This window comes from Peribacillus sp. NPDC096540 (assembly GCF_050278525.1).
In the GTDB taxonomy this organism is placed as follows: domain Bacteria; phylum Bacillota; class Bacilli; order Bacillales; family DSM-1321; genus Peribacillus.
This window is the reverse complement of sequence record NZ_JBNNTG010000002.1, coordinates 73778-100661: the sequence shown is the minus strand read 5'-3', so window position 1 is coordinate 100661 and position 26884 is coordinate 73778. Positions and strand designations below refer to the sequence as shown.

At 38.8% G+C, this 26884-nt stretch carries 25 protein-coding genes; 5 read left to right on the top strand and 20 right to left on the bottom strand.

Annotation, left to right across the window (positions count from 1 at the left end):
• Window positions 1-54 precede the first annotated feature (54 nt).
• Window positions 55-990, bottom strand: a complete 936-nt coding sequence (locus tag ACQKMR_RS02525; RefSeq protein WP_427695880.1) for a beta-ketoacyl-ACP synthase III — start codon at window positions 988-990, stop codon at window positions 55-57.
• Between the two features lie 196 nt (window positions 991-1186).
• On the opposite strand from ACQKMR_RS02525, the gene ACQKMR_RS02520 reads away from it, so the two are divergent.
• Window positions 1187-1408, top strand: coding sequence for a hypothetical protein (locus tag ACQKMR_RS02520; protein WP_427695879.1), 222 nt, complete (start codon window positions 1187-1189; stop codon window positions 1406-1408).
• Window positions 1409-1456: 48 nt separating this feature from the next.
• Here the strand turns inward: ACQKMR_RS02520 and ACQKMR_RS02515 are convergent, their stop codons facing one another.
• The 3 genes from ACQKMR_RS02515 to ACQKMR_RS02505 all read right to left on the bottom strand — a co-directional run bounded on the left by ACQKMR_RS02515 (window position 1457) and on the right by ACQKMR_RS02505 (window position 3637).
• The gene (locus ACQKMR_RS02515) at window positions 1457-1639 is read right to left on the bottom strand and encodes a ComZ family protein (RefSeq protein WP_427695878.1); all 183 of its coding nucleotides are present in this window, start codon (window positions 1637-1639) and stop codon (window positions 1457-1459) included.
• Between the two features lie 336 nt (window positions 1640-1975).
• Window positions 1976-2806, bottom strand: coding sequence for a hypothetical protein (locus ACQKMR_RS02510; protein ID WP_427695877.1), 831 nt, complete (start codon window positions 2804-2806; stop codon window positions 1976-1978).
• 102 nt (window positions 2807-2908) lie between these two features.
• The gene (locus ACQKMR_RS02505; RefSeq protein ID WP_427695876.1) at window positions 2909-3637 is read right to left on the bottom strand and encodes a hydrolase; all 729 of its coding nucleotides are present in this window, start codon (window positions 3635-3637) and stop codon (window positions 2909-2911) included.
• Window positions 3638-3948: 311 nt separating this feature from the next.
• Here ACQKMR_RS02505 and ACQKMR_RS02500 point away from each other — a divergent pair, with 311 nt between their 5' ends.
• Window positions 3949-4140, top strand: a complete 192-nt coding sequence (locus tag ACQKMR_RS02500; protein WP_053344988.1) for a YjzD family protein — start codon at window positions 3949-3951, stop codon at window positions 4138-4140.
• 81 nt (window positions 4141-4221) lie between these two features.
• Here ACQKMR_RS02500 and clpB read toward each other — a convergent pair whose 3' ends face one another.
• From clpB to ACQKMR_RS02475, 5 genes are all read right to left on the bottom strand, one after another.
• Window positions 4222-6810: an ATP-dependent chaperone ClpB gene (gene clpB, locus ACQKMR_RS02495; RefSeq protein ID WP_427695875.1), complete on the bottom strand. Its 2589-nt coding sequence runs from the start codon at window positions 6808-6810 to the stop codon at window positions 4222-4224.
• 241 nt (window positions 6811-7051) lie between these two features.
• Window positions 7052-8251: an FAD-dependent monooxygenase gene (locus ACQKMR_RS02490; protein WP_427695874.1), complete on the bottom strand. Its 1200-nt coding sequence runs from the start codon at window positions 8249-8251 to the stop codon at window positions 7052-7054.
• Window positions 8252-8382: 131 nt separating this feature from the next.
• Entirely contained in the window at window positions 8383-9495 is a 1113-nt protein-coding gene (locus tag ACQKMR_RS02485; protein WP_427695873.1) for a cupin domain-containing protein, read from the bottom strand.
• Window positions 9496-9526: 31 nt separating this feature from the next.
• On the bottom strand, window positions 9527-10018 hold the full coding sequence (locus ACQKMR_RS02480) for a DinB family protein (RefSeq protein ID WP_427695872.1): 492 nt from the start codon (window positions 10016-10018) through the stop codon (window positions 9527-9529).
• Between the two features lie 2 nt (window positions 10019-10020).
• A complete protein-coding gene (locus tag ACQKMR_RS02475; RefSeq protein ID WP_427695871.1) occupies window positions 10021-10968 on the bottom strand; it encodes a fumarylacetoacetate hydrolase family protein in 948 nt (315 codons plus the stop codon).
• Window positions 10969-11425: 457 nt separating this feature from the next.
• On the opposite strand from ACQKMR_RS02475, the gene ACQKMR_RS02470 reads away from it, so the two are divergent.
• The gene (locus tag ACQKMR_RS02470; protein WP_427695870.1) at window positions 11426-12184 is read left to right on the top strand and encodes an IclR family transcriptional regulator; all 759 of its coding nucleotides are present in this window, start codon (window positions 11426-11428) and stop codon (window positions 12182-12184) included.
• Window positions 12185-12254: 70 nt separating this feature from the next.
• On the opposite strand, the gene ACQKMR_RS02465 is transcribed toward ACQKMR_RS02470, so the two are convergent.
• The 8 genes from ACQKMR_RS02465 to argC all read right to left on the bottom strand — a co-directional run bounded on the left by ACQKMR_RS02465 (window position 12255) and on the right by argC (window position 22038).
• On the bottom strand, window positions 12255-12434 hold the full coding sequence (locus ACQKMR_RS02465) for a YjzC family protein (protein WP_053344981.1): 180 nt from the start codon (window positions 12432-12434) through the stop codon (window positions 12255-12257).
• 149 nt (window positions 12435-12583) lie between these two features.
• Entirely contained in the window at window positions 12584-13543 is a 960-nt protein-coding gene (argF, locus tag ACQKMR_RS02460) for an ornithine carbamoyltransferase (protein ID WP_427695869.1), read from the bottom strand.
• Entirely contained in the window at window positions 13540-16659 is a 3120-nt protein-coding gene (locus ACQKMR_RS02455; RefSeq protein ID WP_427695868.1) for a carbamoyl phosphate synthase large subunit, read from the bottom strand. Before ACQKMR_RS02455 ends, argF begins: the two co-directional genes overlap by 4 nt.
• Entirely contained in the window at window positions 16652-17734 is a 1083-nt protein-coding gene (locus ACQKMR_RS02450; RefSeq protein WP_427695867.1) for a carbamoyl phosphate synthase small subunit, read from the bottom strand. Before ACQKMR_RS02450 ends, ACQKMR_RS02455 begins: the two co-directional genes overlap by 8 nt.
• Window positions 17735-17815: 81 nt before the next feature.
• Window positions 17816-18967 (bottom strand): acetylornithine transaminase, encoded by a 1152-nt coding sequence (locus ACQKMR_RS02445; RefSeq protein WP_427695866.1) that lies wholly within the window; start codon window positions 18965-18967, stop codon window positions 17816-17818.
• Complete coding sequence (gene argB / locus ACQKMR_RS02440; RefSeq protein WP_427695865.1) at window positions 18967-19737, bottom strand: acetylglutamate kinase; 771 nt, start codon at window positions 19735-19737, stop codon at window positions 18967-18969. Before argB ends, ACQKMR_RS02445 begins: the two co-directional genes overlap by 1 nt.
• Before the next feature lie 15 nt (window positions 19738-19752).
• Window positions 19753-20985, bottom strand: a complete 1233-nt coding sequence (gene argJ, locus ACQKMR_RS02435) for a bifunctional ornithine acetyltransferase/N-acetylglutamate synthase (RefSeq protein ID WP_427695864.1) — start codon at window positions 20983-20985, stop codon at window positions 19753-19755.
• A gap of 18 nt (window positions 20986-21003) precedes the next feature.
• Window positions 21004-22038, bottom strand: coding sequence for an N-acetyl-gamma-glutamyl-phosphate reductase (gene argC / locus ACQKMR_RS02430; protein WP_427695863.1), 1035 nt, complete (start codon window positions 22036-22038; stop codon window positions 21004-21006).
• 236 nt (window positions 22039-22274) lie between these two features.
• Here argC and ACQKMR_RS02425 point away from each other — a divergent pair, with 236 nt between their 5' ends.
• On the top strand, window positions 22275-22964 hold the full coding sequence (locus ACQKMR_RS02425) for a Crp/Fnr family transcriptional regulator (protein ID WP_427695862.1): 690 nt from the start codon (window positions 22275-22277) through the stop codon (window positions 22962-22964).
• A gap of 379 nt (window positions 22965-23343) precedes the next feature.
• On the opposite strand, the gene moaA is transcribed toward ACQKMR_RS02425, so the two are convergent.
• The 3 genes from moaA to ACQKMR_RS02410 all read right to left on the bottom strand — a co-directional run bounded on the left by moaA (window position 23344) and on the right by ACQKMR_RS02410 (window position 25700).
• Window positions 23344-24357, bottom strand: coding sequence for a GTP 3',8-cyclase MoaA (gene moaA / locus ACQKMR_RS02420; protein ID WP_427695861.1), 1014 nt, complete (start codon window positions 24355-24357; stop codon window positions 23344-23346).
• Between the two features lie 108 nt (window positions 24358-24465).
• Entirely contained in the window at window positions 24466-24774 is a 309-nt protein-coding gene (locus ACQKMR_RS02415; RefSeq protein WP_427695860.1) for a metal-sulfur cluster assembly factor, read from the bottom strand.
• 137 nt (window positions 24775-24911) lie between these two features.
• Window positions 24912-25700, bottom strand: coding sequence for a prolyl oligopeptidase family serine peptidase (locus tag ACQKMR_RS02410; RefSeq protein ID WP_427695859.1), 789 nt, complete (start codon window positions 25698-25700; stop codon window positions 24912-24914).
• Between the two features lie 257 nt (window positions 25701-25957).
• On the opposite strand from ACQKMR_RS02410, the gene ACQKMR_RS02405 reads away from it, so the two are divergent.
• Window positions 25958-26785 carry a Cof-type HAD-IIB family hydrolase gene (locus tag ACQKMR_RS02405; RefSeq protein WP_427695858.1) on the top strand — a complete coding sequence of 276 codons (828 nt, stop codon included), beginning with the start codon at window positions 25958-25960 and terminating at the stop codon, window positions 26783-26785.
• Window positions 26786-26884: the final 99 nt, after the last annotated feature.

Here is a 26884-nt window from a genome sequence, read left to right as displayed (position 1 = left end):
AGAAATGGCTCCTTCCTTTTTTAAAGCTCGTACGATTATTTTTGTTCTCTATTTTTATTTCCCCCACCTAATAGCAATTGCTCCCCAAGTGAGTCCTCCACCAAAACCGACCATGACGATTAGGTCATTTTCCTTAATCCTGCCCGCTTCCATTTCTTCTACAAGAGCAATCGGGATCGATGCTGAAGAGGTATTTCCATATTTATGAACGGTTTTTGTCATTTTTTCAACTGGCAGACCCAAACGTTCCCTCGAAGCTTCCATAATTCGAATGTTGGCTTGATGAGGGACAAGTAAATCCACATCTTCTTTTGTCAATCCTGCTTTATCAAGTACATTCAGGCTAGATTCTCCCATCTGACGGACTGCAAACTTAAACACTTCACGTCCGTTCATGGAAATAAAATCTCCTTCCTGTAATAAATGCTTACCACCAGTTCCATCTGCTCCTAATTCGAAGGAAAGAATCCCTTTCCCATCTGCAACAGGACCAAGGACAGCAGCACCGGCTCCGTCCCCGAATAGGACAGCAGTATTGCGGTCTTCCCAATTTGTTATTTTTGAAAGCTTTTCAACGCCAACAATTAACACATGCTTATAAGCACCTGTCTGAATAAATTGCTGTGCTGAAATCATCGCATACATAAAGCCAGCGCATGCAGCACTAACATCCATAGCAGCCGCTTTATTTGCTCCTAATTTTTCCTGAATCATACAAGCAATAGAAGGAAACGACTGATCAGGTGTCACGGTAGCTACAAGAATTAAATCTATCTCGTCCGCTGAAATGTCTGCATTTATCAATGCAGCTTTTGCCGCTCCATAAGCCATATCTGAAGTATTCGTATTATCATCGGCTATTCTTCTTTGCTCAATACCTGTTCTAGTCCGAATCCACTCGTCAGAAGTGTCCATGATTTTCTCTAAATCCGCATTTGTAACGATTTTATCGGGTAAGTATCGGCCAAGCCCTAATATTCCAGCGTTCATTTTGCCATCCCCTTATATATTTTAATAAGTTATTATCATCATCTATTATTACCTGGTACTAATTTTATATAAAAAAACTCTTCCTTGCAAGAGCTAACAGTTTGAAAGTATAAAAGAATCTCTTTCTTGATTCGGACAAGGGCCTACGCCAAGGTGTTTTATAGACATACATTATAGAAAGAAGGAGGAAATTATTATGGACATTTTCAATCGTAACAATCGAAGTACAAAAGGTGATCATTTTTCGGATTTGATGTTTGGTAGAAAAGAGGAGCCTGAACCCCAAAAGGAGGAATCAGAAGTTGACTACTTGCAATTGATGGTTAACGTAGAAACATTAATGGGATTATACGACCAATACAAACCAACCATTCAGAAAATGAACCCATTGATTACCAAGTTCTTAAAAAAAGATTAACTGAAAAAAAATGATGGCTGTCCGCATCACTGGACAGCCTAACCTTAATTAACGTTGGGCATCTTGTTTGCCAAGTTCATATGCTTCTTGCATAACCTTTTTAAACAGATCCATGAACGGCTCTGCCATCTCCATTGAGAAAGGAATTCCGCTTGCCTCCAGCTTTGCTTTAGCCTCTGGGAAGTATTTCATAGCGATTCCCATAAATTCAAGTGTTTTATCTGAACTCATTTTTTTGCCCCCTTATCTACTTGATAATTTACCAGATATCATTTTATACCTAAAGAATATCTCATTATTATCATAATTCCCCGTAGCCCTTTCGTAAAGCCACAGGCAATAAAAAATGAATTTCCTGATAGTTTTATTCCATTCATTAAAGTACGAGGCATATATGATACAGGCCAAATTAACAGGTTATGGACCTTTCCTAGAATTGATGTCTCTACTGTACCTGCCTTGTCATATACATTTACCCAAAATGGGATTTGATATTCATGTTTTTAGTTTCTTGAAATACTCGCACCCCTATTACCAGTGCTTCTAGAGTTTAACACAAGGCTCTCATTAATCATGCATTCTCCACTTTTTAAGTAAATTTAATCGTTTATTATGTTTCCTTTGTAAGGAAACACCTTCTTCTGGACCCGTTTTACTTTGAACCTCATATACCGTCCCTTTAATTATCTTCGTTGCTGGTTGAATAAATAAGTAATCCATACTTTCTCCAAAAATAAACTTAGCACATTTATTCCAGTGATCATTTATACTGCTGCACAGCTGGATGTTTCTATCAGATGAGGTAGTAATCCTTTCTAAAGCGTTCACAAAATCAGTAATAAAGAGCGCATCCTCGGTATATTCCCGAGCAAGCGTAGCTTTGATAGCTGATTGTTCAAGTTGGTTGATTCCGGCTTCAAAGCTCATGCTTTCGGGTTGCCAGGGTCCATAAATCGTTGGTAAAAAAATGATCTTAACAGAATCCATTCCTTCGATTGAGGATATTAGAGACTGAAAATCCTGCACATCGTCTTCAACAGGCATGAGAATCACAATATTTGGTGTTTTATCTAAGCCATTTTTTTTGCATTTCTCAAGAAAAAAAACGATATCTTCTACAAGAAGATTGATTCTACCTATTTTACCTTTTCTAATATCGTAACAAGAAATAAAAACAGTGTCCTGCTGGGAAATATCTAATAATCTAAGTTTATTTATCGGAAAATATAAATAATTAGCACTTCGACCAATTTCAAGTTCCTTTTCTTCTATAATATACTGACTTGCTTGAGAATCCGTCCAATCAATTCCGATTACCTCTTCGCCTTGATTCAATAAATATTGGGTGACATAGAAACCTACAAATTGATAAGCGCCAATGACAATGAATGTTTGCATAAATACAGCCTCCTCGTATGCCATCAAGCTCGCTTCATCCGGCACGTCAAGTTTTTTTAGATGCTGTATCGTATGCAAACTATTGTAAAAATATATCCACTCTTATAAAGACTCTTCATTCTCATTAAAAAACTTCTGAATTTGATAAGGGATTTTATATCGTTTTTCAGGCAATAAATAAGTTAGTTGCAAGTCAGCTTTTCTAGCCAGTTGAATTTTTCGATAAAGGGAGGCTTGTTCTTTACGCAAGCTTCCAAAAACCTGAATTACTTTCACAGGGATGTTCTCCTCAATTAACGGATCTTCAGACTCCAGAATAAGCTGTTCACATTCGGCTGGGTTCATCTCATAAGCAGCCGAAACCTCAGTCAACCACTTTTTATAAAAAAACTTATTTTCCTTTTCTTTTTCCAGTTGTGCTTTCAATGAAAAAACCGGATCAATAAGAATGACGGAACGTATTTTACTTCCTAGTTCATTCATTAGCCTTAATGCGAGAAGTGCGCCTGTCCCTTCTGCCAACACATGAAACCTTTGATTGACAATTTCCTTTTTCATGAAGAGAATATATAGTTTAAGGGAAAGATCAAGAGCCTTTGGACTACCCCAGCTGGCTCCGTGGAAATTGGATGAAAATAGTGTGTATCCGCATTCTTTTAAATACTCCAATATTCGTAACCTGCCAGGATGCTGGAGCCAAAAGCTGCTGTCTTTTTCGACAAAATGACTACGGTCTCCGATTACCATTACGGAAAAACCACTGGGCTGCTCCGGATAATAGACGATACTCCATTGGTCATCAATTTGAAAAGTTCGCTGTTCCAGTTCCATCTTTTAAACTCCTTTAAGGAATATTCCTCTAACTACTACTTAATTTATGTGGAAATATTGAAAAGGTCAGGGGAGACGCCTATCTTCTTTTCATAAATTAATCAAAATGGAATAAATTTTGTGAGATTCTCGAAATAATATCGTTTTTCTTCTTACTAAAGACTACTTTTCATTCCCAACCCATCTGTCAGAAAAGATTACCTTTGTTATACTGTATTTAATTATTTAATGGTTATTATGAAAAAGCCGTTTTAACTGTATATTAATTATGGTAAGATAAAAATGAATGTAGTGGAATGAGGTGAAATTCGATGCGTTATGCTTGGACAATTTTTTGGACATTCTTATTAGTGCATATGACTGTATATGTTGTTTCTTCCATGATCGGAGTTTCATACGATGCTGCACAGGGAACAATTTTAGGAATCGCTGCGGCTATTCTAATATGTATTATCCCTGCTGTTATGCCTGCTGGGCCAACAAAAGACTCTCATCAACATTAAGAAGCAAAAGAGGACATCCTTTGGGGATGTCCTTTTTGTTATACCGTTCTTTGCTTTTGATTAAACTACATTTCATAAATTTTAGATTAGTACTAATTCGTTATGATCATAATCAATCGTGATTCCTTCTTTGTTTCCAACTGTCCCCGCTATAATTCGGCGAGCGATTTTTGTTTCCAAATGCTTTTGAATAAATCTCTTAAGCGGCCTTGCCCCATATACCGGATCATACCCTTGTTCGGCAATGAATTCCTTAGCCGCTTCGGTGACCTGGAGGTTTATATTTTGTTCAGTTAACCGCACTTGTAATTGCTGAACCATTTTCTCTACAATTCCAACGATTTCATGCTGAGTAAGCGGTTTGAATAACACAATGTCATCTACTCGATTCAAAAATTCAGGACGGAAATGTCCTCTTAATTCTTTGAACACTTGATCCTTTATTTCTTCTTCAATGGCTCCATCACTACGGTTGGACTGTAACAAGAAATGGGAGCCAATGTTGGATGTCATGATAATAACCGTATTTTTACAGTTAATCGTTCTACCTTGGGAGTCCGTTATACGTCCGTCATCCAACATTTGCAGCAAAATATTGAAGACCTCCGGATGTGCCTTTTCAATTTCATCTAGTAACACGACTGAGTATGGGTTTCTTCTAATAGCTTCGGTTAGTTGCCCGCCTTCCTCAAAACCAACATATCCAGGAGGTGCACCGACTAGCCGGGAAACAGAATGTTTCTCCATGTATTCCGACATATCGATTCGAATCATATGTTCATCACTATCGAATAACGTTTCCGCCAACGCTTTGACCAGTTCAGTTTTCCCCACTCCTGTAGGTCCTAAGAAAATAAACGAGCCAATCGGTCTGTTTGGATCCTTAATTCCTGCCCTTGCCCGTAAAACAGCATCTGATACAAGTTCAACCGCTTCTCCTTGTCCTATTACACGTTCGTGAAGAATTTCCGAAAGGCGAAGCAGCTTCTCTCTTTCACTTTCTACTAGCTTGCTTACCGGGATACCCGTCCATCTTGCTACAATCGATGCGATTTCCTCTTCCGTTACTTCTTGGCGAAGCAATCGTGATTCCTGCTTTTCCTTTTCCAATTCATCTTCCATAGCATCCAATTCTTTTTGAAGCTGTGGAATCCTTCCATGCCGTAGTTCAGCAGCCCTATTGAGGTCATAGTCATTCTCTGCCTGTTCCAGTTCATGGCGAAGCTTCTCGAGCTCTTCACGTTGGTCCTGCACTTTTTGAAGCGCAGATTTCTCCATTTGCCACTTTGCTTTCATGCTATTTGCTTGATCCTGAAGTTCTGAAAGTTCTTTTTGGAGCACGTCTAGCCTTGCTTTACTTTGAGGATCCTCTTCATTCTTCAAGGCTGCTTCTTCAATTTCAAGCTGCATAACCTTTCTTGTGATTTCATCTAGCTCTGAAGGCATTGAATCAATTTCCATTCTGATCATTGCACAAGCTTCATCCACTAGGTCAATCGCTTTATCTGGTAAAAATCGCTCCGTTATATAACGGTTGGAAAGGACAGAGGCAGCAACAATCGCCCGATCATGAATCCTGACGCCATGGTGAATTTCAAACCTTTCCTTTAACCCGCGCAAAATTGAAATGGTATCTTCCACATCTGGTTCGGGAACGAGAACTTGCTGGAAACGGCGTTCTAGAGCAGGATCCTTTTCAATATACTGACGATATTCATCCAGGGTTGTTGCACCGATACAGTGTAGCTCACCACGCGCAAGCATCGGCTTTAACATATTCCCTGCATCAAGTGCGCCATCCGTTCTGCCTGCTCCTACAATTGTATGCAATTCGTCAATGAATAAAAGAATTTTACCATCACTCTTTTTAATTTCATTCAGTACAGCTTTTAAACGTTCCTCAAATTCACCACGGAATTTGGCTCCGGCAACTAGAGCACTCATATCAAGTGAAAAAACTGTTTTGTCCTTGAGTCCTTCCGGGACATCCTTCCGGACAATCCTTTGCGCCAATCCTTCGACAATGGCTGTTTTACCTACCCCAGGTTCCCCAATCAATACAGGGTTATTTTTCGTCTTTCGTGATAGAATCCGAATGACATTACGAATTTCCGTATCACGTCCGATGACCGGATCAACCTTTCCGGATTTAACTTCAGCAACGAGATCTCTGCCGTATTTTTTTAGGACTTCATATGTGCTTTCTGGATTTTGACTAGTCACTCGTTGATTCCCCCTTATATTGTGTATCACTTGTTTCGCTTTATCATAATCTATTCCATAAGTTGAAAACAGCCTGTTTATATTCGGTTTTTTTTCCTTTAACAACGCTAGCAAGATGTGTTCGACAGATAAATATTCATCCTCCCATACTTGCATTTCTTTTTCGGCAACCGTCAAAAGTTGCTGTAGGGAAGATGACATGTATACCTGGGCAACACTCCCGCTCACTTCCGGCAATTTATTCAGTTCCTTATTAAGCTCTATTTCAAAACCACTGACCGTTTTATCCGAATCAGATAAAATTCTAATTAATAAACTTTCATCCTGTTCCATTAAGGTTTTTAATAAGTGAAGCTCCGTCAGCTCAGGATTCCCTCTATCTTTGGCCAGCTCCTGCCCGCCAATGAACGCCTGTTGGGTTCTCTCTGTCATTTTATTAATATCCATCTTAAAACCTCCCATTCATCTATTACATGAACGAATTCTCACGACTTTGACCATTTTTGACCTTTATGATTTTATTATACTTTTTATTTTTCCCTTGTAAAGTAATGTTATAAAAAATACAGAGATTATTAAGGGAAAAACAGTAAAAACCTTTCTTCATTTGGAAGAAAGGCAAAAGTCTATTTTTGATTTAAAAACACCCTAACCATAACTTTTTGGTAGGAACCAAATTTTAAGATTATTATGCTTTTACAAATGTTTTATTGTAACCGTGGAAGTCATCAACAAAGCTGAAATCCTTATCAGAGCGATTTAATAGAATCGTATCACGAAGCAAAATGCCTGCATCTGTAGTATTGTGGATAATTTCTCCCCACATTCTTGCACTTGTTTGAACTTTCGCTGTACGTGGAATACGTTCTTCTTGGTATTCCAAAAATGCCTGCTCAACATTATCCCCATGCTTTTGAAGCATATCAGTCAAATAAGATGCATCTTCTAAAGCTTGGCAAGCTCCTTGAGCCAAGTATTGAAGCATTGGATGTGCAGCATCTCCTGTAAGTGTGACCCTGCCTTTTGTCCAGTTATTAATTGGCAAACGGTCATACATCGGCCAGCGACGTTGACGTTGAATGAATGCAATCGCATTTTGAACAAGCTCACAAGTTCCAGCAAAGACACGGTCCATTTCTTCCGGGGTACCCCATTGATCTGTTTTTTCATTTTCTTCGGTATATTGAGAACTTTTGAAAACAACTACCTGATTGTAAAGCTCTCCTCTTCTAACCGGATATTGAACAAGATGAAGATTCGGTCCAATCCACATATATACATCATCTAAATCTCCGTGACTCGTTACCTCTTCCATTGGAAGCGCACCTCTGTAGGCAACATATTGAGAGCATACTGGTTGATCCTCCACGAATAATTTACGGGCATTAGACCATAAACCATCCGCACCAATAACAGCCGTTCCTAAATGTTGATCTCCATTAGCAGAAGTAACAATAACTTGACCTTCATTTTCTACCGTTTCAATAATTGTTTGGTTCGTTACAAGTTCGATATATGGGCTACTTTCACATTCTTCAGCTAGCACTCGATGCAAATCGGAGCGATGTAACACAACATACGGGGCTCCATATCTTTCTTTATATACGTCACCTAAATCTAAAGCGGAAAGCTCTTTGCCCGAAAAAGCATCCATCAAAACTAATCTTTTTGGAAAAACTGCAATTTCATTGATTTTATCCATAACACCTAAACGTTGTAAAACATTGGTTGCATTCGCAGCAAGCTGAATTCCAGCTCCAATTTCACCAAATTCAGGAGCTTGCTCTAAGACTTTTACATACTGTTTTGTTTCCGCAATTCCTAGAGCTGTTGCCAACCCGCCTATTCCTCCACCGATGACAATGAATGGCTTTTTTTCTGTGTTCATTATTCAATTCCCCCTAAAATAAGTTGTCATAAGCCCAAGTTGTAGACCATTAACACAGTAAGCGTTTTCATTCAACATGCATTCTCATAATATTTATGACAATCAGGCTGAAAGCACCAACCTGATTTTTCTTATACTAAAACAGCCTTGAATTCACTCTCAACTTTTTGAAAACCATTGTTTGTATCAAGTGCCTGTTGTTGTTCTAAATCAAATCGCTCCATTATTGGAAGATCGTTTACCGAGAATAAGTAAGAATCCACTTCTGCAACGTGCTCATGCCAAGCCCAGTTTGGAACTACAAAGTAGTCACCCTTAGACCAATCAAACCGTACTCCATTAATAACCGTATAGCCGGAACCCTCATGCACTTGATAGATTGTTGAATGAGTATGGCGATGTGCTTTAGAATGGAAACCTTTTGGAAGTTTCTGCATCCAAGCTCCCATCGTCGGATTAGCCGTTTGTCCATTAGATGGGTTGATATATTCAACTGCAAAGCCTTCATACGGATCTGGTTCAAAGTTCATTAACCCTTCAATCGCTGCTTTCGTTTCTTTCCACTTGTAGTTTGCAAGTGGAGCTACTTGTGAATAACGATCAGATACCGGACGAACCATTCCTCCTTGATAACGAAGCTCCGAAAAATTATCCGGACGTTTCGGCGTTTCAATACGGTCTGGATACGGTTCAAAGAAAGTACCGCCAATTGAATAGATAGTAGGGATATCAAGAGCATCCATCCAAATCATCGGTTTATCACCAACATGACCATGTCCATGCCAAAGATTTTTAGGTGTGATCAAGAAATCTCCTTCTTCCATGAAGATTCTTTCTCCTTGAACAATTGTGTAGGCACCTTCACCATTCGTAATAAACCGAAGAGCACTTTGAGAGTGACGATGGGAAGGAGCTACTTCACCTGGCAACAATAGTTGAACCGCTGCATAAAGCGTTTGGGTTGTTGAAGCCCAGCCCCAAGGCTGACGATAAGTTAGGCCAGGGTTCTGAAAGTAAATGGCTCTACGCTCACCGCCGCGATCAGGTGTGAAGATTTCAGCTGCTTCCATCAACTTTTTTGTCAGAAGCTCTTCTTTCCACAAATAAGCATGGGCATGTGGTTTAGGTTCATGATCCATTAGAGCGGGTATAGCTTCCCATAGGGGGCCAAGATTGTACTGCTGAATATCCCTTGTAAAATCTTTTACAATTGAACTGTTCATATAATCTGATTTTTCAGCCACATTACTCCCTACTTTCTTTTTTGATTTTTTATCAGTTAATTTTAGAAAGATTTCGCTTAATTTGGTCATAGTGCCCTGAAACATGGTCATCGATGAAATGGTCTACGATATATGAAACAGGTTTGTTGCCGAATTTGGCAAAGTTCCGGTGCGGAGATTCTTTAGATAGTGTTTCTTCATCTAATTTCCCGAGGCCGCTCTCAACCTTATATTTCAGTTCATCCACTTGTTTTAAAACTTCATCAACTGATAGTTTTTCAGTATCAGTAACCGCTGCTAGTCGAGCTGGATCTTGCAATCCACGTCCCCATTTTGAGCCCGGAGTGGCTACTACCGTTTCCACTTCACCTAGCCAGTAAGGAATGGCTTCTGCTATATGAGAAAGGATCTGCATGATTGACCACTCTCCCTCTGTCGGGTTGCAACGGATTGTTTTCTCTGAAAGGTTAGCTGTTGTCTCAAGAATGTGATCGATTGATTGTTGAAACGATTGGATCGATGTTCCGATTGACTGATAAGCCATTCTTATTTTCCCTCCCCAGCACGTTTCACACGGTTTTCAAGATAACCGATTTTGTCGATTTCGATTTTGACAACGTCGCCATCTTTTAAGAACACTTGTGGATCGCGGGCTACTCCTACTCCACCAGGGGTTCCCGTAAGGACGATGTCACCTGGTTCAAGAGTCATTAAGTTCGATAAAAATTCAACTAAATATTTCACATCGAATACGAAGTTAGATGTATTCGTTTTTTGGCGTTCTTCACCATTTACAGTTAAGCGGACATTTAATCCAGAAGGATCAGCTAACTCATCTGTTGTAACTAGCCAAGGCCCCATTGGTGCACTGCCTTCGACTGTTTTCCCTTGAAGCCATTCAAGTGTACGTCGTTGAATATCACGATACGTAACGTCATTCGCAATTGTATAACCTGCTACATAATCAAGTGCATCATCTTGAGAAACATTGCGTGCCCGTTGGCCCACTACAAAAGCAAATTCTGCTTCATAATCTAGTTGTTCTGAAATGGGGAAAAACGGAATATCATCTTGAGGTCCAATTACTGCATTAGCGAATTTGGCGAACACGACCGGGAATGGAGGCAGTTCACGCCCCATTTCTGCAATGTGTTCACGATAGTTATGTCCTACACAAATAATTTTCCCTGGCTTTTGGACAGGTGCCTCAAGCTTTACGTTTTCAACAACATGTACCAAAGTATGTTTAAATGAATCGCGATTATTCAATGCATAATCCGCAGCTTTCCTTGCGATGAAAAGGCTTTCATTCCCACCCTGTAGAAATGCTTCCATAGTTGAAGGTACATAGGCTTCAGCGATTTGTTCACTGCGAAGTTTCCCTCCACTTTCAAGAAGTGCTTGATAAGCATAGTTTAGGTCTACTATCTCTTTATTTGGATAAATTGCGCCAATACGTGTAAATCCTTCACGGCTAAAAGTTACTAATTTCATTTTTCATTCTCCTTTATTTATCATTATTTTTTAAAAGCTGTCGTTTAGTTTTATTGATGCACCTATCTTTGCAAAGCATTGTTTATAAAAAGAATGTCCTTCCACAAACTAGAGGAAAAATGGTAACTATACCTCGCATCAACTTTACATTTCTTCACTTATAGATAACTTAGTTCACTATTTATGTACATAATAACTTAATTTTCGGAAAATTGTCAAGGGAGTATTGCAAAGATTTTTGTGAAAATGATATTATCAACATCATTATGAAGCTTTCAGAATATATATAGCCAATTCAAAAAATACATATATGACTAGATTTACCAAAAAATAGAAGTGTATTATACAGATGTGTTTATGCGGACGTCATAAAGCATACTTTTTATTTATTTTCATTTAAACTTTACAGACTCTGATATACTAGACCTAAATTAAAACAGATTAGGGAGATTGTCATATGGAAATCGTAAAATCTGGTTCAACGATTCAATCCTTGCAAATCGGGATGAGCATTATTGATTTACTCGCTTCACAAAGAAACCCTTTAAGATTCTCTGATATTCAAGAATCTACAGAAATAACTAAAAGTAACCTTTATAAGTATTTAAATACTTTGACCCAACTCGAGTTACTATATCGCGATAAGACAACTGGTATGTATTCCCTCGGGAGCAAACTGATTCAATATGGCATGGCGGCCATAGGGAATGAGGACGTCACAAGCCGAATTACTCCTTATTTACAGGAAATCAGCCATCATACCTCCTGCACGGTGTTATTTTCCGTTTGGACATACGATGGACCAATCACAGCAAAAATATGGAATTCCAATCAAAACTTAAATATTGGGGCCCAGATAGGCACGCGTCTTCCCCCATCTTCTTCTTCCGGCAAAGTATTCACTGTATTCCAGGATTCTTCCATCACGGCAGACTGGATAGAAAAAGATAATAATGTTTCCGCTGCCTTCCTTAGAGGAACTAAGGAATATCAAGCGATACAGAAATACAAAATCGCTTTTGCAAAAGAGCCTTTAGTACCTTCTGTTTCTTCCATGTCCATTCCCATTTTTAATTATAATGCTGAATTATTAGGAGCGATTACTGCTGTTGGCTTCACTGAAAGTATACCGGATCATTATGAAGATCCCTTAAGCCAATATTTAAGAAAGAGTTTTTTAGAAATCTCTAATATTTTCGGTTATTCTGAAGAATAGGATAGGTTATTTCCCATAAAAAAAAGCAGGAAAAGGAGGTCAATTTTCCCTTTTCCTGCTTTTTATTTTATTATGGCTTTCGCTGATAGGTCCATATCCTGTTATGATTTGAAGTTTCAGGAAAAGTATCTCCTGCTTCCAGCTTTACCTTTTTCGGATTTAATACCGTGCTACCCGTTTCACCGATTTCTACGTAAGCCCCATTATTAGGTGCCTTCTGACCTGGCTTAAATTGACGATTTTGCCCCATAGATTTCACCCCTTTACATGCTTTCCCTTTTATTATTACCGGGTTAACTTCTTTCATGTCTGAAAAATTCAGGGCAAACAGGAAATTAGTCCATGAGGAATAAATCATAATGGTAAAAAAAGTGTCTACTCATAGAGTAGACGCTTTTTTTAAGACATTAAATCCACAAGAACAGCCTTTTGAGCATGAAGACGATTTCCAGCTTGGTGAAAAACGACGGAATTCGGTCCATCGATGACTTCCGCGGTTACCTCTTCTTCTCTGTGTGCAGGCAAGCAATGCATGAATAAATAATTATCCTTTGCATGCTTTACAAGTTCACTATTGATTTGATAATCCTTAAACGCCTCTAAACGGATACTATTTTCGATTTCCTGTCCCATAGAGGTCCATACATCAGAATAGACGATATCTGCGTCCTTAATAGCTTCAATTGCTGAACTTGTAACAACAATTTCACATCCATTTTCCTCTGCCACTTTTTGGGCATAGGCGACGACATTTACATCAGGTTTATAGCTATCTGGGCATCCAATAGAAAAATCCATACCCATTTTTGCACAGCCAACCATCAATGAATGTGCCACATTGTTACCATCACCGATGTAGCTCATTTTCAAGCCTTTTAATTGCCCCTTTAACTCTATAATTGTTAAGAAATCCGCCATCACCTGGCAAGGATGGGCAAGATCTGTTAGCCCATTGATGACTGGAATAGTAGCATTTTCAGACAATTCCAGGATTTTTTCATGCTCGAAGGTACGAATCATGATGCCATCAATATATTCGGAAAGGACTTTGGCTGTATCGGAAATAGATTCTCCACGTCCTATTTGCAAATCATTACCGCTTAAGAACAAAGCGTGCCCGCCAAGCTGCATCATACCCACTTCAAAAGAAACGCGAGTACGGGTGGACGATTTTTCAAAAATCATCCCCAGCGTTTTCCCTTTTAAAGGCGTATATTCCTCTCCCGCTTGTAATTTGGCTTTAATGGTCTGCGCTAGCTTTAACAGATCTGCAATGGCCGTGGGTGTAGACTCCTTCATGGTCAAAAAATCTTTCCCGTTTAAAATCTTCGCTTGTGTCGGTACGGTTAGTGAACTCATACGTGTGACACTCCTTTCGAATATGATACAAGCCATTCCTGCAGCGAGGTAACGCCTGAATCAGCATTTTCTAACGATTGTAGATAGGCTTTAAAGGTCTCTTCTTCTGTAAATGCCAGAAGTCGATATTTTGCTGCCAATAATCTTAACTTCTTATCTTCTTCTGAAGTTCCATAAGCTAAAACAACAGCTGCATTTCCTTCATTAAGCCATTTTTCAAAATCGGAATCCATCAATGTCAAACCAGCTTCATTGATAAGTACAAGCAATTCTTCACTTAATTGGACTGATTCAGATTGATACACACCTGAGGTATGTTTAACCTTTTGAGCATGAAATACTTTTGTTAATGCTTCTGTTATCGTTTCTCCGATAGCGATGCCTTCACCTGTTGATTTCATTTCCGGCCCTACTTTTGAATCAAGGCCGCTTAGAGCAAATGTTGAGAATACTGGATATTTGACGACTGAATACGGAATTTCTTCTATTAACCCGGTTTTTTCGAACACATTCGACAATGAGTATTTCCCAAGCAATATTTTTGTCGCAATCTGCACTAAAGAAACATTAGTAACTTTACTGATGATTGGAATTGTCCGGCTAGCACGCGGATTTACTTCCAAAACGTATACGTCACTGCCTTCAATCACAAATTGGATGTTCATAAGACCTTTATAATCAAGCTCTACTACTAGCTTTTGTGCATAAATAGTCATTTTATCTTTGATATCCTCTGATAAGGATTGAGCTGGCAGTAATGCCATGCTATCTCCCGAATGGACGCCTGCTTTTTCTACATGTTCAGCAACGATTGGAATATAAATCTCTTTGCCATCCGCAATCAAATCGATTTCCGCTTCTTTACCTGGAATATAAGAATCGATTAATACTGGAAATACAAGTGCCGTACCTTTTTCAATTCTATTCCATAAGCTTTCCTTCGACCGGATAATTTCCATCCCCTGACCACCAATTACATAGGATGGGCGTAATAGAACTGGAAAGCCAATTGCCTCAGCACACTCAATTAATTGCTCTGCACTATTGGCAATCGAACCCGGTACATGTGGAATCTCCAGCTTTTGCAGAAGCTGATAAAAGCGATCGCGATCTTCTAGTTGGTCAAGCGTATCAAATGAGGTACCCAACAAATTGATTCCGTAATCTTCCAGGTCCTTCGCCAGATTTATGGCGGTCTGTCCGCCAAATTGGACAATTACATCCTCAATATCTTCCGCTTCTATAACATTCAGTACATATTCCAAGGTTAATGGCTCGAAATAAAGACGATCTGCTGTTGCGAAATCCGTACTTACCGTTTCTGGATTATTATTGATCATGATCGTTTCAACATTTTCATCCTGAAGTGCATAAACACCATGAACGGAACAGTAATCGAATTCAATTCCCTGTCCAATTCGAATTGGGCCACTGCCAATCATCAATACTTTCTTTTTATCTGTTTTTTTCTGTTCGTTCTCTCCAAAATATGTCGAATAATGATAATTCGTATGTGATTCGAATTCAGCTGCACATGTATCAACTGTTTTGTAAACGGCGGTAATGCCTAGTGATTTACGGTGTGCTCTCACTTCGATTTCACTTACTTTCCACACTGATGCAAGATAACGGTCAGAGAAGCCCTTTTCTTTATAGAGCTGCAGTTCTTCTTTGGTAACCGAATCGATTGTCTTAGAAGTGATATCAGTTTCTTTCTCGATTAGCGAAGCAAAGGATTGAAGGAAGAAATAATCAATGATGGTTGCTTCATGGATTTCTTCAACTGTCACACCTTTACGAAGCATTTCAAAAATGACAAAAATGCGTTCGTCAGATTTTTCAGCGAGCTTTTCCCAAAGCTCTGGAACAGTTTTATCTTTTAATGATAAAAGTTGCAGTCCATTCGTTTTTAATTCTAATGAATCGACAGCTTTTTGGACGCCACCTTCAAAGCTACGGTGTAATGCCATAACTTCGCCTGTCGCCTTCATCTGAGTTCCTAATTTGCGGTGTGCAGTCGTGAATTTATCGAATGGCCACCGTGGGAATTTTACTGCTACATAATCAAGAGCAGGTTCGAAGCTCGAATAAGTACTCTTCGTTACAGGATTGATAAGTTCAGATAAATGATAACCGATAGCAAGTTTTGCAGCGATGCGCGCAATCGGATAACCGGTTGCTTTGGATGCTAGTGCCGATGAACGACTAACACGTGGATTTACCTCTATTAAATAGTATTGTTTGCTATTCGGATCGAGTGCAAATTGAATGTTACAGCCGCCAATGATACCTAAAGCAGAGATAATTTTTATAGAGGCAGCACGTAACATTTGAAACTCATCATCAGATAAGGTCTGAGATGGAGCCACAACAATGGAATCACCTGTATGAATACCGACAGGATCTATATTTTCCATATTACAGATGGTAATGCATGTATTGTTTCCATCGCGCATAACCTCATATTCGACTTCTTTATACCCTGCTATGCTTCTTTCAATCAAGCACTGTGTAATCGGGCTTTCTTGAAGTCCGCCCCGTACAAGTTCCTTGAATGTCTCCATGCTCTCAGCAATACCGCCGCCAGTGCCGCCAAGTGTATAGGCAGGACGAACGATAATGGGGAAACCAATTTTATCGGCGAAAGCTTGAGCCTCTTCTAAAGTATGGACAATTGTACTGTCAGGAACAGGCTCATCAATTTCAAACATTAGTTCACGAAACAGTTCACGATCTTCCCCTTTTTTGATAGAGTCTATTGGTGTTCCTAATAGTTTGACATTATATTTTTCAAGCACTCCTGCATCTTCCAATTGATAAGCAAGATTCAATCCTGTTTGCCCGCCTAATGTAGCAAGAAGGCCATCCGGCTTTTCTTTAGCAATGATTTTTTCCAGTACATCTACTGTTAAGGGTTCGAAATAGACAGCATCCGCGTTCATATCATCCGTCATAATCGTTGCCGGATTGTTGTTAACTAGGATGACCTTATATCCTTCCTCTTTTAAAGCGAGGCACGCTTGTGTACCTGCATAATCGAATTCAGCAGCCTGCCCTATTACAATCGGCCCTGAACCAATTACTAAAATAGTCTGTATCGTGTTGTCCTTAGGCATAAGCTTTTTCTCTCCCGCTATATTCATTTATCATTTGTAAAAAGTCGTTAAACAACAGTGAGCTTTCTATCGGTCCTGGATTCGCTTCAGGATGGTATTGAGTCGTAAATATCGGCAAATCTTTATGCATAAGTCCCTCAACGGTACTATCATTCACATTCCGGAAGCGAACTTGAAGCGATGTTCCCTGTAAGCTTGGCTCATCTACTTCATAGCTATGATTTTGAGAACTCATATACACCTTTTTCGTTTTCAAATCGACCACGGGCTGATTCGCACCGCGATGTCCAAACAGCATTTTTTTTGTATTTCCCCCAAAAGCAAGGGCCGTTAATTGATGACCTAGGCAGATGCCCATTGTAGGAAAATTCGTAATGATTTCCCTAATATTACCCAATAGATATTCAAGCTGTTTTGGATCCCCAGGCCCATTTGAAAGCAAAATACCATCCGGATTCAAGTCCTTGATATGTTCGAATTTAGTATCAAATGGAACGACCGAAACTCGGCATCCCTGCTCAATCAATGAATTTAATATGGATTTTTTATAACCAAAATCCATCATTACAACGTGTTTGGAACCTTTCCCGAAGCTTTCAATCTCTTTAGTGGAAACTGCGGCTACATGCGCTTCTAGATCATTCAGACTGGATTCGACTGTGAATGAAGTTTCTGCTGTTATGGCTGCCTGCATGGAGCCTTCTTGTCGTATATTTTTAACTACCGCTCGCGTATCCACATGACTCAATAGAGGGATGTTCCATTTGTCTAAATATTCACCAAGGGAATATTTGGCTTGATAATGAGAATGGCTCATATTTCCTTCATATACAATAACACCGGCAACATGCGGCTTCTTACTTTCAAAATCATTTTCATTAATTCCATAATTCCCAATTAAAGGATATGTGAAAATGACAATTTGGTCCTTATATGATGGATCTGTCAATACTTCTTGATATCCGGTCATACCTGTAAAAAAGACAATCTCTCCAGTGATTGCTTTTTCAATTGATTTAGTCAGCAATTCCCCTTCAAAGACGGAACCATTCTCTAAATGTAGATAGTTTTTCATGTTCTTCACCTCTGTAGAAGATGTATATTTATATATATAATAGCATAATTATTCATTTTATTCTATGAAAATTCATTAAATTTAGATTATTTGCTTTATTGCTAATGCTTTTTTAATTTTCTTAATTGCATTATCAATCTCTGATTTAGACGCTGTCAGAGGTGGAAGTAAACGAAGAACTTTAGGTCCTGCACTTAATACGAGTAGGCCATCTTCTTGAAGCTCCATTAAAAACGACTGAACATCTTGTTTGCATTCGATCCCAACCATCATCCCAAGTCCACGAATTTCTTTGACTTCTTCTGAATCCTTTAGTGCCTTTATCAATTCACATACAAGGTATTCAGCTTTTCCCACTACTTCTTTTAAGAATCCCGATTGGAAAATTTCTTTTAAAACAGCTTCTGCTGCTGCAACGCTCACCGGATTACCGCCAAAAGTGGATCCATGGCTACCAGTACTAAAGAATTCCGACAACATTTCTTTTCCAATCATCGCCCCGATAGGTAGACCATTTCCTAGCCCCTTAGCCGAAGTAATAATATCTGGTTGGATATTAAAATGCTGGAAAGCAAACGGTTTGCCTGTACGGCCAATTCCCGTTTGAATTTCATCAATAATAAGAAGTGCTCCGTATTTTTTACATTGAGCTTGAATCGCGTCTAAATACGATTGCTGAACAACATGAATGCCGCCCTCTCCTTGAACTATTTCGATCATTACCGCTGCCGTATCCTCATCTACTGCAGTTTCTAAAGCATCGTTGTCATTGAATGGCACATATTCAAACGAAGCTAGCATCGGCCCGAAACCAATTTTGATTTTTTCCTGTCCCGTTGCTGCCATCGTTGCAAATGTACGGCCGTGGAATGACTGCAGACATGTGACAATTTTACTTTTCCCAGTAGCTTTACGAGCAAGTTTGATAGCTGCCTCATTTGCTTCAGCTCCGCTGTTGGCAAAGAAAACTTGATCTAATCCAGAGGCATCTGCTAGCATTTTTGCTGTCCGTTCCTGTAAAGAACTTTGAAACATATTCGATACATGCCAGAATTTATTAAGCTGCTCTGTAACAGCCGTTTTCACCTTTTCATTACTATGGCCAAGATTTAAAACTCCAATTCCCGATGTAAAATCAAGATACTCCTTACCTGTTGTACTTATAAGTTTCATTCCATTCGCAGTTTCCGGTTCAATGTTCCACCTTGCATATGTAGGAAATAAAGAACTCATTAAAATACCCCTTCTTCCTGTAGAAATTTCGTACCGATAAATTGCCCGTTTTCATAGAAGTGATCCTTGCCGCTTACAATCATCACTTCCTCAACTCCTTTATTCAACACCGACAATGCTGTGTTAACTTTCGGAATCATACCGCCATAGATACTGCCATTTATAATTAAAGCCTGTGTCTCTTTTTCAGTCAGTTTTTCGATAATCTGCTGATTCTTTAAGACCCCTTTTACGTCTGTCACAAATAAGCACATTTCAGCAGAGAGTGCCTTTGCTACAGAACCTGCAGCCATATCCGCATTCACATTTAACTTATTTCCATCTTCTGTAGTCGAAATCGGTGTCAATACCGGGCAATAGCCTTTTTCAAATAGAAGTCCAAGTAATTCCGTATCAACTTGATGAATCTCACCAACAGCCCCTAACTTCTTTTCATCAATATACTCACCTGTCAGGATTCCGCCGTCCGAACCATTTAGACCGACAGCCTTAATCCCATGTGCCTCCAATTTATGGACGAGACATCGATTAGATTTGCCTGCAAGCATCAGTTCCACAACTTCCAATACTTCAGTGGTCGTTTTTCTTAAACCATTTTCAAAAACCGGTTCAATTTTATATTTTTCGAGCATCGAATTGATATCAGGGCCGCCTCCATGAACAAAGACAATCTGGTAACCGCGGCTTTGTAACTCTTTAACACTTGTAAAAAACGACTCTGATAACTCGTTAATAATACTGCCGCCGCACTTTATGACTAATATGTTCATTCTTTTCAACACCCCTTATGATCGATAACTTCCGTTTATTTTTACATAATCATAGGTTAAATCACAGCCCCATGCCGTTCCTGATTCATTACCATCTTTCAAATAAACATTAATGATAATACTTTCATTTTCCAAGTATGCTTTTGCATCTTCCTCAGAAAACTGTATAGGCTCGCCATCTTTCAGTACAATGATTTCACCAAATGAAATCGTTGTTTGTTCCGGTTGGAACCCTACTCCACTTCGACCCATTGCAGCAATAATACGACCCCAGTTTGCATCTGCTCCAAAAGCTGCCGTTTTCACTAAATTTGAACCAACAATCGTTTTCGCCATCATCTGTGAATCTTGTTTTGAATTCATGCCATGGACATTCACTTCAATTAATTTTGTCGCGCCTTCTCCGTCTTTCGCAATTTGTTTAGCTAAATTTTCAGAGGTCTGTTTTAATAATTCCAAAAATACAGACCATTCTGGGTGCGTGTTTGTCAAAGGTTCATTTCTTGCTGCTCCATTTGCTAGGACTAGCACCATGTCATTCGTCGAACAATCACCGTCAACAGTTATTTGATTAAATGTATCATTCGTTATGGAAGATAATGCTTCCTGTAAATCATTCGGTTCAATGACAGCATCTGTTGTAATGAAACCGAGCATTGTAGCCATGTTCGGATGAATCATCCCTGACCCTTTCGCCGCTCCACCCATTTTCACGAGTTTCCCATCAATGACTGTTTCATAACCGCAACTTTTAGTTACTATATCCGTTGTTAAAATAGCGGTACCAAAGTCTTCAGCCGCTTCAGCTGTATCTGCTAGCTCCAATAAATCTATGCCGTTTTTAATTTTATCCATTTCCATAAATTCGCCTATAACTCCAGTTGAAGCAACTGCAAATGAATGATCTTCCAAGCCGAACTTTTGGGCAGCAAGCTTTCTCATTTCAATAGCATCCTTTAACCCTTGCTCTCCAGTACAAGCATTCGCACATGCACTATTAACTACGATGCCATGAAGCTTTCCAGTAACTGCTATGCTATTCTTCGTTACATTGATTGGAGCCGCTTGAACTACATTTTGTGTATAAACAGCTGCGGATGATGCTGCAGATTCTGTATAAATAATGCCAATGTCCTTTTTTGAGTAGCGCAACCCTGCATGAACGCCTGATGCTTTGAACCCTTTAGGCATTAAGATGTTTCCTTCTTGAATTTGTTTGATTTCTTCAACTGGCTGTAGTGTATTCATTTTTTACCTCCAAAAATTTTACGGATATAGTGGGCTGTTCCATAGTCCTGCTGTTTCCTCTAGCCCCATTAATATATTTGCATTTTGAATGGCCTGCCCTGCAGCACCCTTTACTAAATTATCAATAACTGAAACAATCGTTACCTTACCTGTTCTTTCATCATATGCGACGCCTATATCACAAAAGTTCGAGCCATACACTTGTTTCGTAGACGGGAAGCGCTCAAGCTGCTGTACCCGGACAAATGGACGATCCTCATAAACAGTTTTGTACAAGTCCCATAGTTCAGCTGTAGATGTTTGTCGGTTTACCTTGATATACATCGTAGCCATGATGCCCCTAGTCATAGGAACAAGATGGGTATTAAATGTTATAGGTTGTAAATCTGATGACCACCTTCCAAGCTGTTGTTCGATTTCAGGAATGTGTTGATGCTGATTCACTTTATATATTTTAAAGTTTTCATTCATTTCACTGTAATGTGTAACGGATGAAAGTGATTTCCCTGCTCCGGATACCCCGGATTTAGCATCAATAATGACATCTGTGGCTGTAGCCCATCCTTCAGTGAATAAAGGAGCAAGACCAAGTAATGAAGCAGTTGGGTAACACCCCGGATTCGCAATAATAGTTGATTGTCTAATTTCTTCGGCATTCCATTCAGCCAATCCGTATACAGCTTTTTCAATAATATGCTGAGGGGCCGCTGTTTTTTTATACCAGTATTCATATTCACCTGGAGTTTGAAGCCTGAGATCCCCTGACAAATCGATTACTTTAATATTAAGGTCTGAAAATTCCGAAATTAATTGCGAGGAAACACCCGAAGGAGTAGCAAGAAAAACAATATCAGATTTTTTTGCAATTGCTTCCGGGTCAATTTCTTCTAATTTATCTTTCATATGCATTAAATGTGCATTTTCTTCATATAAACTTCGACCAAATTGGGATGACGTATGCAATGATTTTATTTTTAAATGAGGATGATTATTTAGGAATCTTATCAATTCCATTCCTCCATACCCTGTTGCGCCTACTATTGATACGTTCACAAAAACCATCTCCTAGATTTTTAGTCCCTGTCATTCTTTGATTCTACTATTATAAGACTGAATAAAAATAAAATCAAATGTATTTTTATAAAATTCTAAACTTAAATTTAATAAACAAGTTTCACCGGAAAAGCTTCTAAATTTATCCAAAGTTGTTGACTACTAGTGTTTTTTCCGTTTAAATCAAAAGAGTAACTGAGTTATAACGGTATCTGAAAGGTGGTTGTATTAAAAAAATGAACGAATTTGCGTTATCTAATCGAATGCATGCATTTTTTGATAAAAGACATCAAGTTAAACGTATAGAAAAAGGATGCTTCCTTTTTCAGGAAAACACCCTTACTAGTGATTTGTATTATATTTTAAAAGGCAAAGTTGAAGTGAGTAAGGTTGTTCCAGACGGTCGAGAATTGACAATGCGTATTTGTTCAGAGAATGACCTAGTCGGAGAAACTGTCCTTTTTTCTCAGAACCCTAAATATATGATGAATGCAAAAATGTTAGAAGATGGTGCTGTAGCGGTTATTTCTAAAGAATTATTAGAAGAGAAAATCGCGTCGGATAGTCATCTTGCAGTTGAAATGATGACATGGTTATCCGCTCAAAATCGTAAAAATCAGGCTAAATTCCGCGATATGCTCCTGCACGGTAAGAAAGGCGCCTTTTATTCCACTCTCATTCGCTTATCAAATAGCTATGGTACTGAAGTTGAAGGCGGTATAGCCATCAATCTTCCCTTTACAAACCAAGAGCTTGCCAATTTTTGCGGCACATCCCGTGAAGTAGTCAATCGAATGCTCTCTCAATTAAGAAAAAACAATGTAATTTCTATTAAAAAAGGACGCATTAAGATTCTTAACCTTGAGTATTTAAAGCAAGAAATAGACTGTGAAAATTGCCCAATAGAAATCTGTACTATCGAATAGCCCCCCGCCCTCCATAAATAGCAGAGAATACATAATGTACCGGCCTGTACCTTAAATATATGTAATGGATTAGATTCATTTTAAAGCCTTACTCATCTCTTGCTTTTCTGGGTCATTTGAATTATTTTCACTTTAATAAAAATGGATAGTTATTATGATATAGCATTGTGAAAATGTATAAATTCAGTATAAAAATACAATTCAGCTAAATCACTTCGAATTAGGCCAGATCCATGGCTTTTAAACTATACATAAGAAATAACGGGATAGCATAGTTGCCATCCCGTTATCTTTAGGTTTACACACTTCATTGAGACTCTTCAATCACAATAATTTCACATAGTTAAATAAATCATTGTTCTTCTGAGCTCTATGAAAGTTAGCCGCCAATAAATGACATTTCTATTTTTTCCTGTTTGTTTACCGTTCCGGCAGCTCGCTCATCTGAATAGCGGTCGTCTCTATGGTTCCAAAGTGAAATGATAAAGTCAGTCAATTCTTCATCTGACATCTCTGAACGAAGCAATGACTTCAAGTCATGCCCTTTTCCATTAAATAGGCATGTATATAAACTGCCATTAGCAGAAAGACGAGCACGTGTGCAGTTTGAACAAAAAGACTCAGAGACGGAAGTGATGAAACCTACTTCGGTAGTCGTCCCCTTATAGCGGAAACGCTTCGCGACTTCACCAAAATAATCTTCTTCCACCGGCTCCAGTTCGAATTCAGCCTGCAGCATCTCGAGCAATTCTTTTTTCGTTATGACGTTTTTCAACTGCCAGCCATTTGTATGCCCAACATCCATGAATTCTATATAACGTAATTGAATACCCTCTTCTTTGCAAAAACGGGCCATCGGCAGGATTTGAGATTCATTGGTTTCTTTTTTAACAACCATATTTACCTTAACGCCAAGCCCTGCCTCTTTTGCAGCAGTTATTCCCTCCATAACAGGCTTTGTCCCGATATTTCTACCGTTCATCTGCTTAAAAAGCTCATCATCGAGGCTGTCTAGACTGATATTTACCCTCTGTAATCCAGCTGCCTTTAAATCTGCCGCGTGTTTTTTCAAAAACACACCATTCGTAGTCAATCCAATATCTTCAATTCCTTCAATTGAAACAAGTTCGGAAATGAGCGTAGAAAGACTTTTTCGCAGCAACGGTTCCCCGCCTGTTAATCTTAATTTTTTAACTCCTAAGCTTGCAAATATTTTAGAAATCCTTACAATTTCTTCATAAGTTAAAAGCTCACTTTTAGGAAGGAACTGAAAATTTTCATGGAAAATTTCAGCCGGCATACAATACTGACAGCGGAAGTTGCAACGATCAATGACAGAAATTCTTAAATCCCTTAATGGCCTGTCTAATGCATCCTTTATATGACGGTTCAATTTACCACCCCTAACCCAAAGTATTAGAAAAAGCCAGACCAATAAAAAAGTAGCTCCATATCAATGGGCTCACTGTTTTTTGACTGGCTTTATTTTTTTACCTGTTAATTATTTAATTCCTAACGCGATTTTGGCATATCTGGACATCCGATCCTTAGACCATGGCGGACTCCATACAATCTTCACGTCTGTTTCTTTAACCTCTGGAATATCTTCCAGTACTAGTTTCACTTGATCGACAATCGTTCCAGCAAGCGGACAACCCATAGCAGTCAATGTCATCGTTACTGTCGTTAGTCCGGCATCATCCATATCCACATCATACACCAAGCCTAAATTCACGATATCTATTCCAAGCTCCGGGTCAATGACCTGCTCCAAAGCTCCAAAAATTATGTCTTTTGTATCTTGATCCACTTCAATCACTCCTTTTATGAATAAATAATACTCCCCGATTTATAATAATCGGTTTATAGTCGGTTGTTGCAATAAATGTCCGATTCAGACTTTACACTATGTCCTTAATTGAATCATACCAGATTTCGCATGCTTGCTTAAGCTTTTTGCACAGCTGGTCGTAAATGCTTCTCGAACCATTCCGCAGTCCGAAGCACACCTTCTCTACTTACCTTATGTCCAGCCTTCTGATCGAGGATAAAATCAATTTTCTCATGTGCTTCATTATACCCCGCTTTTACTCCTTCATAAAAGCGATATGCATGTTGATATGGTACAACAGGATCTTTAGCACCATGCCAAAACAGAAGCGGTCGGTTTGAAAGCTTGTCTTGATTGAGGCTTAAGTCAAATGGTTTGAGCTGTTCAAGCACTTTATTTACTTCCTCATCTGTGATTGGGAAATTATCTTTCCTTTTCTTAATCTCCGCTATTTGGAGCTCCGCATACGCTACATATGATGGATTCCCCATTAAGCTTACGCCAACTGTAATCCAATCATAGGCCGCCAGAGCTCCGTTGGTCACAATACCTCCCATTGAGGTACCCGCTACACCAATTCTTTTAGAGTCAATTAATTTTCTGGCTAATAAATCATCCTTGATCAAAGCTAAATCCTTGATGGTCTGTAAAACCATTTCCCAAAAACGGGGCATCAATTGCGAATCACTATACCCAACTTCCCTCTCCCCATGATAAATTACATCAGGAAGAAGCACACGAAAACCCTTTTCAGCCATTAAATAAGCATAATGAAGATTGTGTTCTTTTGCACTTTGAAAACCATGTATAAAAATAATAAGCGGCAGTTCTTGATTGAAAGCCGCCTGCTCACTTAAGTGTAAAACAGGAATATGTCCAATCTGTTCTTTTTCAATTATTATCAAGTTATTCCCTCCAAATAGTTCGAGATTTAAATACTTTGTCGGTTTTTTCATTATAGAAGCTTTAGAAGCTTTCTCAAATAATCTTTGGATGTTACTTTGCTGATTCCTAGTCATATACTAAGCTTTAATTATTATAATCCTTCATATTGTACTATCATACAGGAATGCATAAAGAATGAAAAAGATTTACAATTACATTAAAATAGTCTTAACAATATTCGCATATAATGAAAACAAAAAGAACAGAAGGTGTGTACATGACTGAGAAACATTTAATCGTATTGGATCTTGATGGTACTTTACTTACTGATAATAAAACAATTTCTCCTAGGACTAAACAAACAATACTAAAACTAAAAGAAGATGGGCACGAGGTTATGATCGCTACCGGGCGTCCGTTTCGCTCAAGTGAACTTTATTACAGGGAATTGGGATTGACTACACCAATCGTTAATTTCAATGGTGCTTTCGTGCATCACCCATTACAGACAAGCTGGGGGGTATACCATTCACCACTGGATATAAGTGTTGCGAAAGATATTGTAGAAGCTTGTGATCAATTTGAATATCACAACATAATTGCTGAAGTTCGTGATGATGTATATGTCCATTATCATGATGAAAAGTTGATGGATATGTTCAATGTAGGAAATCCGATAATGAAGACTGGTGACTTACGTAATTTCCTTGAGGATTCACCCACATCGATGCTCATTCATACTGATAGTCAGTATGTCGGCCAGATCCGCCAGCATTTATCTGATGTTCATGCCGAATTAGTTGATCATCGCCGCTGGGCAGAACCATTTCACATCATCGAAATTATTAAGAGCGGATTAAGTAAGGCTGTTGGTCTGCAACGTGTTTCCAACTATCTAGACATCCCAAGAGATAGAATTATCGCTTTCGGAGATGAAGATAATGACTTGGAAATGCTTGATTACGCTGGAACTGGAGTCGCAATGGGCAATGCTATTTCCCCTGTAAAAACGGTTGCAAATACGATGACTCTGACAAATGAAGAAGATGGCATAGCAGTATTTCTTGAGGAAAAATTCAACTTAAAATCCAAATCCAAATCCTAATCCGCCATTTTTTTCCTTTATAAAATCTCTTTTTGAAGCCAAACTAATATGGACAACAGCTTCCTGTTATGTTGTCAAACGCTCAGAATCGGAGGAGAT

Coding starts and splice junctions, on each gene's coding strand:
- ACQKMR_RS02465 (WP_053344981.1), bottom strand. CDS start 12,434: ATGGGGCAAAATCGTCAATTTAAGCCAGGTCAGAAGGCACCTAATAAT.
- ACQKMR_RS02510 (WP_427695877.1), bottom strand. CDS start 2,806: ATGCAAACATTCATTGTCATTGGCGCTTATCAATTTGTAGGTTTCTAT.
- ACQKMR_RS02480 (WP_427695872.1), bottom strand. CDS start 10,018: ATGGCTTATCAGTCAATCGGAACATCGATCCAATCGTTTCAACAATCA.
- ACQKMR_RS02450 (WP_427695867.1), bottom strand. CDS start 17,734: ATGAAAAACTATCTACATTTAGAGAATGGTTCCGTCTTTGAAGGGGAA.
- ACQKMR_RS02515 (WP_427695878.1), bottom strand. CDS start 1,639: ATGAGTTCAGATAAAACACTTGAATTTATGGGAATCGCTATGAAATAC.
- ACQKMR_RS02475 (WP_427695871.1), bottom strand. CDS start 10,968: ATGAAATTAGTAACTTTTAGCCGTGAAGGATTTACACGTATTGGCGCA.
- ACQKMR_RS02500 (WP_053344988.1), top strand. CDS start 3,949: ATGCGTTATGCTTGGACAATTTTTTGGACATTCTTATTAGTGCATATG.
- ACQKMR_RS02405 (WP_427695858.1), top strand. CDS start 25,958: ATGACTGAGAAACATTTAATCGTATTGGATCTTGATGGTACTTTACTT.
- ACQKMR_RS02525 (WP_427695880.1), bottom strand. CDS start 990: ATGAACGCTGGAATATTAGGGCTTGGCCGATACTTACCCGATAAAATC.
- ACQKMR_RS02455 (WP_427695868.1), bottom strand. CDS start 16,659: ATGCCTAAGGACAACACGATACAGACTATTTTAGTAATTGGTTCAGGG.
- argB (WP_427695865.1), bottom strand. CDS start 19,737: ATGAACATATTAGTCATAAAGTGCGGCGGCAGTATTATTAACGAGTTA.
- ACQKMR_RS02470 (WP_427695870.1), top strand. CDS start 11,426: ATGGAAATCGTAAAATCTGGTTCAACGATTCAATCCTTGCAAATCGGG.
- ACQKMR_RS02520 (WP_427695879.1), top strand. CDS start 1,187: ATGGACATTTTCAATCGTAACAATCGAAGTACAAAAGGTGATCATTTT.
- ACQKMR_RS02490 (WP_427695874.1), bottom strand. CDS start 8,251: ATGAACACAGAAAAAAAGCCATTCATTGTCATCGGTGGAGGAATAGGC.
- ACQKMR_RS02505 (WP_427695876.1), bottom strand. CDS start 3,637: ATGGAACTGGAACAGCGAACTTTTCAAATTGATGACCAATGGAGTATC.
- ACQKMR_RS02445 (WP_427695866.1), bottom strand. CDS start 18,967: ATGAGTTCTTTATTTCCTACATATGCAAGGTGGAACATTGAACCGGAA.
- clpB (WP_427695875.1), bottom strand. CDS start 6,810: ATGGATATTAATAAAATGACAGAGAGAACCCAACAGGCGTTCATTGGC.
- argF (WP_427695869.1), bottom strand. CDS start 13,543: ATGAGTTCACTAACCGTACCGACACAAGCGAAGATTTTAAACGGGAAA.
- argJ (WP_427695864.1), bottom strand. CDS start 20,985: ATGAATACACTACAGCCAGTTGAAGAAATCAAACAAATTCAAGAAGGA.
- ACQKMR_RS02425 (WP_427695862.1), top strand. CDS start 22,275: ATGAACGAATTTGCGTTATCTAATCGAATGCATGCATTTTTTGATAAA.